General features: G+C 66.7%; 11 protein-coding genes and 2 pseudogenes. All 13 read right to left on the bottom strand.

Going from position 1 to position 10828, the window contains the following annotated elements; genetic code table 11:
* Window positions 1–283: 283 nt before the first annotated feature.
* Entirely contained in the window at window positions 284–622 is a 339-nt protein-coding gene (gene lsr2, locus VN856_RS17940) for a histone-like nucleoid-structuring protein Lsr2 (protein WP_285185623.1), read from the bottom strand.
* Window positions 623–741: 119 nt separating this feature from the next.
* Complete coding sequence (gene lysS / locus VN856_RS17945) at window positions 742–2247, bottom strand: lysine--tRNA ligase (protein ID WP_414686989.1); 1506 nt, start codon at window positions 2245–2247, stop codon at window positions 742–744.
* 39 nt (window positions 2248–2286) lie between these two features.
* Window positions 2287–3102, bottom strand: coding sequence for a type III pantothenate kinase (locus VN856_RS17950; RefSeq protein WP_325691434.1), 816 nt, complete (start codon window positions 3100–3102; stop codon window positions 2287–2289).
* Between the two features lie 13 nt (window positions 3103–3115).
* Window positions 3116–3523 carry an aspartate 1-decarboxylase gene (gene panD / locus VN856_RS17955; protein WP_325691436.1) on the bottom strand — a complete coding sequence of 136 codons (408 nt, stop codon included), beginning with the start codon at window positions 3521–3523 and terminating at the stop codon, window positions 3116–3118.
* Complete coding sequence (gene panC, locus VN856_RS17960; protein ID WP_325691438.1) at window positions 3523–4467, bottom strand: pantoate--beta-alanine ligase; 945 nt, start codon at window positions 4465–4467, stop codon at window positions 3523–3525. Before panC ends, panD begins: the two co-directional genes overlap by 1 nt.
* Window positions 4464–5375, bottom strand: coding sequence for a Rossmann-like and DUF2520 domain-containing protein (locus VN856_RS17965; protein WP_325691440.1), 912 nt, complete (start codon window positions 5373–5375; stop codon window positions 4464–4466). Before VN856_RS17965 ends, panC begins: the two co-directional genes overlap by 4 nt.
* 1355 nt (window positions 5376–6730) lie before the next feature.
* Window positions 6731–7187: pseudogene (locus tag VN856_RS28905) on the bottom strand (DUF6779 domain-containing protein); the annotation flags it as partial.
* An 87-nt stretch (window positions 7188–7274) separates the two neighbouring features.
* Window positions 7275–7751 carry a DUF3180 domain-containing protein gene (locus tag VN856_RS17975; RefSeq protein ID WP_325691444.1) on the bottom strand — a complete coding sequence of 159 codons (477 nt, stop codon included), beginning with the start codon at window positions 7749–7751 and terminating at the stop codon, window positions 7275–7277.
* Window positions 7751–8293 (bottom strand): 2-amino-4-hydroxy-6-hydroxymethyldihydropteridine diphosphokinase, encoded by a 543-nt coding sequence (gene folK, locus VN856_RS17980; RefSeq protein ID WP_325691446.1) that lies wholly within the window; start codon window positions 8291–8293, stop codon window positions 7751–7753. The genes VN856_RS17975 and folK overlap by 1 nt, the downstream gene beginning before the upstream one ends.
* Entirely contained in the window at window positions 8290–8691 is a 402-nt protein-coding gene (gene folB / locus VN856_RS17985; protein WP_325691448.1) for a dihydroneopterin aldolase, read from the bottom strand. Before folB ends, folK begins: the two co-directional genes overlap by 4 nt.
* A complete protein-coding gene (gene folP / locus VN856_RS17990) occupies window positions 8684–9526 on the bottom strand; it encodes a dihydropteroate synthase (protein WP_325691450.1) in 843 nt (280 codons plus the stop codon). The genes folB and folP overlap by 8 nt, the downstream gene beginning before the upstream one ends.
* On the bottom strand, window positions 9523–10131 hold the full coding sequence (folE, locus tag VN856_RS17995) for a GTP cyclohydrolase I FolE (RefSeq protein WP_325691452.1): 609 nt from the start codon (window positions 10129–10131) through the stop codon (window positions 9523–9525). Before folE ends, folP begins: the two co-directional genes overlap by 4 nt.
* Before the next feature lie 18 nt (window positions 10132–10149).
* Window positions 10150–10828 (bottom strand): annotated as a pseudogene (locus VN856_RS18000) (cell division protein FtsH); the annotation flags it as partial.

Below are 10828 nucleotides of genomic sequence, written 5' to 3' on the forward strand. Positions count from 1 at the left end.
CTGCGGGCACGGTCCGTAAAACGTTCGAACATTGGCGGTTACCTGCTCTCCCTCACATCGGTACTTCGTCATTCTCGGCACAGGGGCCGACACCGCGGTACCTGCCTTCCACTGTAGTGGGCGACCGGCCGGGCTTCCTACCTTGCGGTCCGAACCCCCATGGCGGAGCTGCCCGGCTACAACGCAGTTGCAACAGAGCAACGCAGGAAAACGACGAATCGTTGCCCAACTTTGGTGATCGATCAGTTCGCCACCAGCGAAAGCGCGTATCCCGCGCTCCGGTTTAGGTCGCGGCGTGGAATGCGTCGATGACGTCGGCGGGGATACGGCCCCGAGTCGACACGTTGTGGCCATTGCGACGGGCCCAGTCCCGGATAGCCGCGCTCTGCTCGCGATCAATGGCTCCACGGCCGCGGCCCGAGCTGGACCGTCCACGCCTGCGACCGCCGACCCGGCGGGAGGCCTCAACCCACTGCTTCAGGTCGTTGCGGAGTTTCGTCGCATTCTTTGCCGAAAGGTCAATCTCATAGGTCACGCCGTCGAGGCCGAATTCGACCGTTTCATCGGCGGCACCTTCGCCGTCGAAATCATCGACAAGAGTGACGGTCACTTTCTTCGCCATTGGCTGAGCCTTCTGCTTTCTTCTTAGACACTTGCCATAGTAGACACGTGCTCGGACCGCCCCCGCCGCACAATCTGCCATATCCAGACGGGTAATTCAATACGAAACCTCAGCGGCACTCAGTTGCTATGCGGTCGCACAATAGGAAATAGCACTGTTTCCCTTATTGACAGGCCGGTCAAAGCCATCAGCAACCGATCGATACCCATTCCGGTTCCGGTGCACGGCGGCATAGCGTGCTCGAGCGCAACGAGAAAATCCTCGTCGAGCAGCATCGCCTCGTCGTCGCCGGCGGCTGCGGCCCGGGCCTGCTCAGCGAACCTTTCCCGCTGCACCACCGGATCGATCAATTCCGAATATCCGGTGGCCAGTTCGAACCCGCGAATATACAGATCCCACTTCTCGGTAACACCGGCGATGCTGCGATGCTGACGGGTCAAAGGGGTTGTCTCCACCGGAAAATCCCTGACAAACGTTGGCGCGGTCAGCCCCGCTCCGACGGTGTGTTCCCAGAGTTCCTCGACCAACTTACCGTGTCCATACCCGCGATCGGCGGGCACTTCGACTTCGAGTCCAGCCGCGATAGCAAGCAAGCGATCGACACCGGTGTTTGGTGTGATCTCTTCGCCAAGAGCGGCCGATAGTGACGGATACATTTCTATCGACGCCCATTCTCCGTCGATGTCATAGAAGCTGCCGTCGGGTAGCGGGAGTTGTCGACTACCGATGGCCTCGTCCGCCACCTGTTGAATAAGCTCGCGGGTTACAACCGCGGAATCGTCATAGGTTCCATACGCCTGATACGTCTCCAGCATGGAAAATTCAGGAGAATGTGTCGAATCGGATCCCTCGTTTCGGAACACCCGATTTAGTTCGAACACCTTGTCAAACCCACCGACGACACACCGCTTCAGGAACAGTTCCGGGGCGATCCGCAGGTAGAGATCGATGTCGAGCGCATTGGAGTGCGTGACGAACGGGCGGGCCGCCGCGCCGCCCGCCAAAGTCTGCAGTATCGGCGTTTCGACTTCCAGGAAGCCGCGTTGCTCCAGCGCATTCCGTATTGCGCGAACGACCGCGATCCGCTGGCGGGCAATCGTGCGTGCCTGGGGACGCACGATCAGGTCCACGTAGCGTTGCCGCACCCGCGACTCTTCGCTCATCTCTTTATGGGCCACCGGCAGCGGTCGCAGCGCCTTGGACGCCATCTGCCAACTGTCGCCGAGCACGGACAGCTCACCGCGGCGCGAGCTGATCACCTCTCCGTGGACGCTGACGATGTCGCCGATATCGACGTCGGCTTTCCATTCCTCCAGCGCTTGCTCGCCGACGCTGGCCAGGCTGAGCATCACCTGCAGCTGGGTGCCGTCGCCTTCTTGAAGTGTCGCAAAGCACAACTTGCCGGAGTTGCGGGCGAACACCACCCGGCCGGCAACAGCGACGATGTCACCGGTGGTCGAATCTGCCGGCAGGTCGGGATATGCGGCGCGAACCTGAGCCAGGGTGTGGGTGCGCCCGACTTCGACGGGATACGGGTCGCGGCCCTCGGCCGCCAGGCGGGCGCGTTTGTCCCGGCGTATCCGGAACTGCTCGGGGATATCTGCGTCGCCGGCGGTCACGACCAGCCAGCTTAAAGGAAACCCTGCGACGAGCCTTCGGGGCAGTCAGCGTGCCGTCTTGAGCCGTCCGCGCTGGCTGTCCCGGTTGCGCTCGAACACCAGCCGCAGCCCTTGCAGGGTCAGGTGCTGGTCGTAGTGATCGACCGAATGCAGCTCGGCCAGTAGCAGAGGGGCAGTGTGTCCGGTGGCGACCACCGTGACGTCGTCGCCGGCGAACCCGTCGACGTCCTCGCGGATCCGGCCCACCAGGCCGTCCACCAAGCCGGCGAACCCGAACACTGCACCGGACTGCATGCATTCGACGGTGTTCTTGCCGACCACCGAACGTGGACGGGCCAACTCGACCCGCCGCAGGGCGGCCGAGCGCGCCGCCGCGGCGTCGGAGGAGACCTGTATACCCGGCGCGATCGCGCCGCCCAAGAATTCACCCTTGGCGGACACTACGTCCACGCAGATCGACGAGCCGAAGTCGATCACGATGGCCGCGGTCCCATACTTCTGAAAAGCCGCTAGACAGTTGACAATTCGGTCTGCTCCGACTTCCTTTGGGTTGTCGACCAGCAGCGGGATGCCGGTGCGAACACCGGGTTCGATCAGCACGTGTGGCACGTTCGGCCAGTACTGCTCGAGCATCAGCCGCACCTCATGCAGCACCGACGGCACCGTGGACAGTGCGGACGCGCCGGTGAGCTGATCCGAATCGTCACCGATCAGGCCGTCAAGTGTCAGCGCGAGTTCGTCTGCGGTGATTTCGGGTTCGGTGCGAATCCGCCACTGCTGCGCGACCTTCGCGTGCTCCTTGGCGCCCGAGATGAGCCCGACGACGGTATGTGTGTTGCGGACGTCGATGGCCAGCAACACGATTAGGCGTCCTTCATCGCGGCGAGACCAGCTCGCCCGCGTCGGCGGGGACGAACGCCGGATCGTTGCCCAGATCGATCGCCCGGTTCTCGGCGTCGACGAAGACGACCTTGGGCTGGTAGCTGCGCGCCTCGGCGTCTTCCATCTGGGCGTACGCGATCAGGATCACCAGATCGCCTGGATGCACGAGATGCGCTGCAGCGCCGTTGATTCCGATCACGCCGCTGCCGCGCTGACCGGTGATCGCATACGTGACCAGCCGCGCGCCGTTGTCGATGTCGACGATCGTCACCTGTTCGCCCTCGAGCAGGTCGGCCGCGTCCATCAGATCGGCGTCGATCGTCACCGATCCGACATAGTGCAGGTCGGCCTGCGTGACGGTGGCCCGGTGGATCTTCGATTTGAGCATCGTTCGTAACATCAATTCCTCCAATGTGATTCGAGGGATTCAGCCGCGACGGCGGGCACTCGCCCGTCGGCGCCGACGGTAGTTCCGATTTCAATTGCGACGTTGTCGAGCAGCCTGGTTTTGCCGAGCCGGGCCGCGACCAGCAGGCGTCCGGCACCGCTGACCGGGGCGGGCCCCAACCCGCTGTCGCGCACTTCGAGGTAGTCCACGTCGATCGCGGGCACCTCCGACAGCACCGAACCGGCCGCGCGCAGCGCTTCATCCGCGCCACCGTGGGCGGCGTGCGATCCGGCCAGCAGAGCCGCCGACAAGATGCCGGCCAGCTCGCGTTGCGCGGCGTTGAGGTAGCGGTTGCGCGACGACATCGCCAGGCCATCCGTCTCGCGCACGATCGGCACACCGACGACCTGAACGTCGATGTTGAGGTCGGCGACCATCTGGCGAACCAGGACCAGTTGCTGATAGTCCTTCTCACCGAAGAAGATTCGGTCGGGCGCCACGATCTGCAGCAGCTTGCAGACGACGGTCAGCATGCCGGCGAAATGGGTGGGTCGCGCCGAGCCCTCGAGCTCGGATCCGAGCGGACCGGGGTACACCGTGGTCCGCTGGCCGTCCGGGTACATCGCGACAGCGCTTGGGGTGAAGGCAATTTCGACTCCTTCACCGCGCAACAACGTCAGGTCGTCGTCGAGAACCCGCGGGTAGGCGTCCAGATCCTCGTCGGCGCCGAATTGCAACGGGTTGACGAAGATCGACACCACCACCACCGAACCGGGCACCCGCTTGGCGGCGCGGACAAGTGCGAGGTGTCCGTCGTGCAGCGCGCCCATGGTCGGCACCAGCATCACGCGTCGACCGGTTCGGCGCAGCGCGCGGCTGACCTCGCGGACATCGCTGGGTTTCGGGTAGACGTTCAGTTCGCCGGCATTGAACTTCGGCGGCCGTTGGATGCTCATCGCGCCAAAACCTCGAGCACGTCCTCGGGTGCGTGCACCCGCTGCGCGGTCCGCATTGCGTTGACCCGATAGGCCTGTGCCAGTTGAGGATCGACCGCCTCTAGCGCGCTGAGGTGGCCGGCCAGGGCGCCGGCGTCACCGCGCGCGATCGGTCCGGTGAGCGCGGCCTGCCCGCGCTGCAGCGTGTTCTCCAGTGCCGCACGGGCCAGCGGTCCCAGGATGCGCTCGGCGATGCCACCGGGTTGGTTGTCGACGAGTTGTTGACCGAGCAGTTCGGTGCCAGACAGCGCGGACCGCAGAGCATCCAGGGCGTCGGCGACAACGGTGACGATGTGGTTGCCGGCATGCGCCAGTGCGGCGTGATACAGCGTGCGTGCGTCCTCGGGGACCCGGAACGGCTCGCCGCCGATCTCGAGCACCAGGGACTGTGCGATCGCGTAGCCGACCTCGTCGGCGGCGGTGATCCCGAAGCAGGTGTCCGGCAGCCGGGAGATGTCCTCGTCGGATCCGGTGAAAGTCATGGCCGGATGAATGGCCATCGGTATGCAGTCCTGAGCGCTCAGCGGTGACAGCACGTCGATGCCGTTGGAGCCGGAGGTGTGCGCGACGATGGTGCCCGGCGGCACCGCGGAGGTGGCAGCCAGGCCCGACACCAGGCCCGCCAGCTCGGTGTCCGGGACGGCCAACAGCAAAAGCTCGGCGCTTCCGGCGACGTCGGGCACCGGAGCGACGGGGGTGTCGGGCAGCCAGCGCTCGGCCCGCTGCCGCGATGCGCGGGACACGGCGCTGCACGCAACCACGACATGGTCGACGCGTTCCAGCGCCACACCTAATGCGGTTCCCACGCGGCCTGCGGAGATGATCCCCACCTTGAGCCGAGCGGGGCGCAACCCGTCGAACTGCACCATCGCAGACGACCCTCACAACTCTCTTGGTTCGTTCCAGTCCCGCGTAGCGGGTACCGGACGGTCGTAAAGACTCTACCGCGAAGACGCAGCTACGACGCTGTGGTATTCGCCTCAGTCTTCGCGGCGACGGCGACGACCGCCGCCCTCGGACGGAGCGGTCTGCAGCCGCGCCAGCAATTCGGCGACCGACTGGCCGCCAGACGGCGGCTCCTCGGTCTCGGAGTACGGGTCGGTGCTGCGATGACGGGCGCTGGGGGGCGGCGACATCGCCGGCTCCTTGTCCAGCGAGGACGGCGGCGATGGCGGAGGCGGCGGTGGCGGAGGGGGTGACATCGCCGGCGCCGGTGTCGCTGAGCCGCCGAAGCCGGGGTCGGGGTAGTCCGAGGAATGGCGGGACCGCGCGCGACGGCCCGACTCGCCCCATTCGGCCGCGGCTTCGTCGGCCTGGCCCGCCGACGATTCGGCGGGTCCGCTGGAATGCCGTCCCCGGCGTTCGACCGGCGAGGACGGCGGTTCGCCGATGCCCGGGGAACGATGCGATGCCCTCTCGCGTGACGGCGCGTTGTCGTAGGCCCACGAGGGCGCGGCGCCGTCGGTCTGGCTGGCGTTCCAGTTGCTTCCGGGCGCTCCAGGGGGCAGCCACTGTCCCTCGGAGCTGACCGGCTGCCAGGCCGGCTGCTCTTGCCGGCGGGGCGCTTCCGTGGGCGGCGGCCATGGAATCCGCGGCTGTTGCGGTGACGCCTCGGGTGGCGGAGGCTGCGGCTGGAATTGGGGCTCGGGTTGCGGAGGCGGCGCGACGAACTGCGGCTGCGGCTCTGGTGGCGGAGCGAACTGCGGCTCCGGCTGCGGAGGCGCCTCAGCCCGCCGATGTGAACGTCGCGGGCGCTGCGGTGGCTCGAATCGCTCGGGTGTGGGCGATGCCCCCGACGCGGCCCAACCGCCGGGCTGCGGTTGCCGGTCCGGTGGAGCCCAGCCTTGGCCTTCCTGCGGACGCTCGGGCCCAGGTGTGGGTGGCGCTGGCGCGGCCCACGCGCCCGACTGTCCGGCGTCGTTGCTCTGACGCCAATGGGCGCCGCGTTCTGGTTCCGGTGCCTGCTGTGCCTCCGGCGCCCGGTTTTTCCCCGGCGGATACGCCTCGGCGGGCGGCTGCTGCTGGACGTACGCCTGCTGATAGCTCTCCGCCGCCGGCTGCCTTGGCGGAGTAGGAATCAGCGGCTCCTCGTGCACGTCGATGATCGAGTCGTCGGTGCTCCGGGACGGCTCTTCGGCCCGCACCGACGCGACCCGGTTGATCCGCTCGCGGGCGCTCTCGTTGTCGCGATCCCATTCGCTGTAGCCCCGGACGGGCTTGCGTTCACTCTCCAGCGCCGGACGCTCGCTGAGCTCGGCGTCGAACAGGATCTCCAGGTTCGTGCGCAACGCGGCCAGCTCGGCCCGTAGCTCCGACACCTCGTCGGAGGCCTGCGCGCGCAACTCGCTGGCCAGCTCCCGGCGCAACTGAGATTCGACGGTGAGCTCGTACTCGCGGCGGGCGGAGATCTCCCGGTCCAGTTGCAGGTCGTAGACCAGCTTCAGGTCCCGCGCCCGGGCCTGATCCACGTCGCTTTGCCGGCGGTAGATCACCGAGACGAACGCCGCAACCACGGCGGCCCACAAAGCGAGGATCACGGCAAGCTTGAGGAGCTCCACTTTGCTGGTGAAAACCAGCGCAGAACTGGCACCGATCGCCAACACCAGCAACGTGGTCAGCAGCACCCAACCCGGTCTGCGGCCGCCGCGCCGCACCCGGGCGCCGCGGGACAGATCGGTCATGGCCCAAATGTACCGGCCCGAGCTCAGTCCGCGTGTCGCCGTGCTCCGGCGTTTCTCACCTGGACTAATCGGCCGGAGCGCCCCGCGCTAACCTTCGGCGCCCTCGCCGTTCTCGGTCGGATCCCCCGGCGATTTGCAGCAGTGTTGCAACCACAGCCCAGCAATCACCAGAGCCAGCGCGCTGATTGCCGCGACCGCCGTCCCGGCGGTGTCTGCGCTCGCCACCCGGAGCCATGATCGCCGGGGCAAGATGTACACCAGTACGCCGACCCACCAGCCCAGCGCCAGCGCTCCTACCCAGGCCGACGCCTTGGCGATGACCAGGCTGCGCGCCACCGCGAGGGGATGCAGCCAGCCGGGTCCGTCGCCGATCTCACCGTCGCTGATCTTGGTTCGCACGTAGCGCCCCCACCCGGCCTCGGCAACGCCGACCACAAACAGCGACAGACCCGTCCAGATCGTGATCGGCGGAAACCAGCGGTAGAGCAGCACAACCACCAGGTATCCCGCCGCCGCCGTGCCGATCACCGCGGCAGTCAGGTCCCGTTTTCGGGTGGGCCCCATCAGCTTTCCGACGCGTACGGCACGAGCACCACATCGGTGCGCCGGACGCCGGCGCGATCGGCGGCATCCAGCTCGGCAAGCAGCTTGGCCACCGACTGCTTTCCGCCCGACACCGTCAACGTCGCCTCGGGGTCCACGGCCAGCCACGGAATCAGCACGAAGGCGCGCAGGTGGGCCAGCGGATGCGGCAGGGTCAGGCCGTCGTCGAGGGAGAACAGCTCGCCATCTCCATCCAGCGACGTCAGATAACAGCTGACCAGGTCCACGTCGAGGGTCCGCGGGCCCCACCGCTGCCCCCGGACGCGATCCGCGGCGACCTCCATTTCCTGGGCGAGGCGCAGCCAGCCTTGTCCGTCGAGCGTCGGGTCATCGGCGATCAGCACCGCGTTGAGGAACGGGCCCTGCTCGACGCCGCCCCAGGCCGCCGTCTCGTACACCGGCGACACCGCCTGCACGGTGTCACCCAGCCGGTCGAGCACCGACTGCAGCCTGGCCTGCCGGTCTCCGAGGTTCGATCCGATCGACAAGACGACGCGGGTCATAGGGCACCTGCCGCGGGGACCACCTGACCCCGACCGCCGCGCCGTGACCGGCGGGCCACCACGGCTACATCGTCGAAGCTCTGCGGAATCGGAGCTTGCGGCTTGTGCACTGTCACCTCCACTGCGTGCACTCGTGTGTCCTGCATGACGTCCTCGGCGATCTCGCCGGCGACAGTTTCGATCAAATTACGAGCCGGACCGGCGATGACGGCCGCCGCACGCTCGGCCAGCACGCCGTAGTCGTAGGTGTCAGCCAGGTCGTCGCTGGCAGCCGCGTCCGCCAGGTCGATCCAGACGGTGATGTCGACGACGAAATCCTGACCGCCGGCGCGCTCATGGTCGAATACTCCATGGTGGCCGCGAACGGTCAAGCCGCGCAATTCGATTCGATCAGCCATCAGATCCCACCGCCCCCGCTCGCGTCCACGCCTCGACGACTTTGACGGCGTCGACCGATGCTCGCACATCGTGTACCCGCACCCCCCACGCGCCATGCAATGCGGCCAGCGCCGACACCACCGCGGTTGCCGTCTCACGGCCATCCGGTGGCCGTGCCACACCGTCGGGGCCGGCCAACAAGCTACCGAGAAAGCGCTTGCGCGACGCTCCGACCAGCACCGGGATGCCACTGGCCACTAACTCCGGCAGCGCGTGCAGCAAGGCCCAATTATCTTGGCCGGACTTGGCGAATCCCAGGCCGGGGTCGACGACCAGCTTCGACGGATTGACTCCAGCGGCGACCGCGTCCTCGACACAGGCCATGAGTTCGGCGCGTACTTCGGCCACCACATCGCGATAGGCCGGCAACTCATGCGGCCGATCGGCCGATACCGAACGCCAGTGCATCAACACCCACGGCACATCGGCATCGACGAGTAGACCCGCCATGGCGGCGTCCGCGCGGCCGCCCGACACGTCGTTGACCATCGATGCGCCGCTTTCCAGCGCGGCACGTGCCACACCAGCGTGCATCGTGTCGATGCTGACGGTAATTCCTTGCGACGCAAGCCCTTTGACGACAGGGACCACGCGAGCCGTCTCGACTCGCGGATCGACGCGGACCGCACCGGGGCGGGTCGACTCGCCTCCGACGTCGATGATCGACGCTCCCTCGGCGGCCAACGCCAGACCCTGCTCGACAGCACGATCGACGTCGAGGTAGCGACCGCCATCCGAGAACGAGTCGTCGGTGACGTTCACCACCCCCATGACTTGGACGTGCGTCGTGCTCACTTGCGCAGAATCAGTTCGAGCGCCTCGGCTCGAGATGCGTTGTTGGACTTGAACTGTCCACGCACGGCCGAGGTCGTGGTGACAGCTCCGGGCTTGCGGACGCCCCGCATCGACATGCACAGGTGTTCGGCCTCGATGATGACGATGACACCGCGCGGGTCCAATTTGCGCATCAGAGCATCGGCGATCTGCGCGGTGAGCCGCTCTTGGATTTGTGGCCGCTTGGCGTACAGGTCTACCAGCCGGGCGATCTTGGACAAACCCGTGACCCGACCGTCCTGACCGGGGATGTATCCGACATGAGCCACACCGTGAAACGCCACCAGATGGTGTTCGCAGGTGGAATACAGCGGGATCTCTTTGACCAACACCAACTCATCGTGCTGTTCGTCAAAAGTAGTGTCCAGCACGGTATCCGGATCGCTGTAGAGGCCGGCGAACATCTCCCGGTAGCTGCGGGCGACGCGGGCCGGCGTGTCCACCAACCCGTGCCGGTCCGGATCTTCTCCGATCGCGCAGAGCAACTCGCGGACAGCGGCTTCGGCGCGCGCTTGATCGAAGACTCGTCCGTTCAGGGTCGCGGAGTGAGAATTCGGCCGCACCATCGCAGAACTCCGTTCGTTTCAGCCGTGTGTCGACGGATTGGACGGGCTCGGGTCGCTACCTGGGGGGTCAGCGGCCTCGGGCGCCGGTGTACCGGGCGGCGGATACGGCGGATACGGCGGGTAGGGCTGGCCCGAGTGCTGGTGCGGTGGCGCCGGCCAGTGCGGTGGCGGCTGCGTCGGCAGGGGCGGCGGGTACCAGTAACCCGGCGGCTGTTGCGCGGGCGATTGTTGCGGCGGTGGCCATCCCGGGGCGTGCCAGCCCGCCGGGGCGCCGTAATCGGGTTGGGTGGATTGCTGCGGGCCACCATGAGAACCGTTGTTGCCGTTGGTGGTTCGCTCAGCCTCGGCCTGCGCGGCATCACGTGTCGCCGCTGCGATGGCAGCCTTGAAAGCGGGCTCCGACTCCGGCTTGGGCCACGGCTCGCCGCGCTCGATGGCCAGCTCGCCAGGCGTTTTGATCGGCGGTTTGTCCGACGGGATGCGACCACCGAAGTCGTCGAACAACGTTAGCCGTGGCCGCTTTTCGACGTCGGCGAAGATCGCCTCCAACTCGGCGCGGTGCAGGGTTTCTTTCTCCAGCAGCTCGCCGGCCACGATGTCCAACACGTCGCGATACTCGGTGAGAATCTCCCAGGCCTCGGTGTGCGCGGCCTCGATGAGCTTGCGCACCTCGTCGTCGATGTCCCGCGCGACCTCA

The organism is Mycobacterium sp., assembly GCF_035603715.1.
Lineage (GTDB): Bacteria > Actinomycetota > Actinomycetes > Mycobacteriales > Mycobacteriaceae > Mycobacterium.

What these genes read in the sequence shown, in the direction of transcription:
- lsr2 (WP_285185623.1), bottom strand. Translation starts at nt 622, where the DNA reads ATGGCGAAGAAAGTGACCGTCACTCTTGTCGATGATTTCGACGGCGAA.
- panD (WP_325691436.1), bottom strand. Translation starts at nt 3,523, where the DNA reads ATGTTACGAACGATGCTCAAATCGAAGATCCACCGGGCCACCGTCACG.
- panC (WP_325691438.1), bottom strand. Translation starts at nt 4,467, where the DNA reads ATGAGCATCCAACGGCCGCCGAAGTTCAATGCCGGCGAACTGAACGTC.
- VN856_RS17965 (WP_325691440.1), bottom strand. Translation starts at nt 5,375, where the DNA reads ATGGTGCAGTTCGACGGGTTGCGCCCCGCTCGGCTCAAGGTGGGGATC.
- VN856_RS17975 (WP_325691444.1), bottom strand. Translation starts at nt 7,751, where the DNA reads ATGGGGCCCACCCGAAAACGGGACCTGACTGCCGCGGTGATCGGCACG.
- folK (WP_325691446.1), bottom strand. Translation starts at nt 8,293, where the DNA reads ATGACCCGCGTCGTCTTGTCGATCGGATCGAACCTCGGAGACCGGCAG.
- folB (WP_325691448.1), bottom strand. Translation starts at nt 8,691, where the DNA reads ATGGCTGATCGAATCGAATTGCGCGGCTTGACCGTTCGCGGCCACCAT.
- folE (WP_325691452.1), bottom strand. Translation starts at nt 10,131, where the DNA reads ATGGTGCGGCCGAATTCTCACTCCGCGACCCTGAACGGACGAGTCTTC.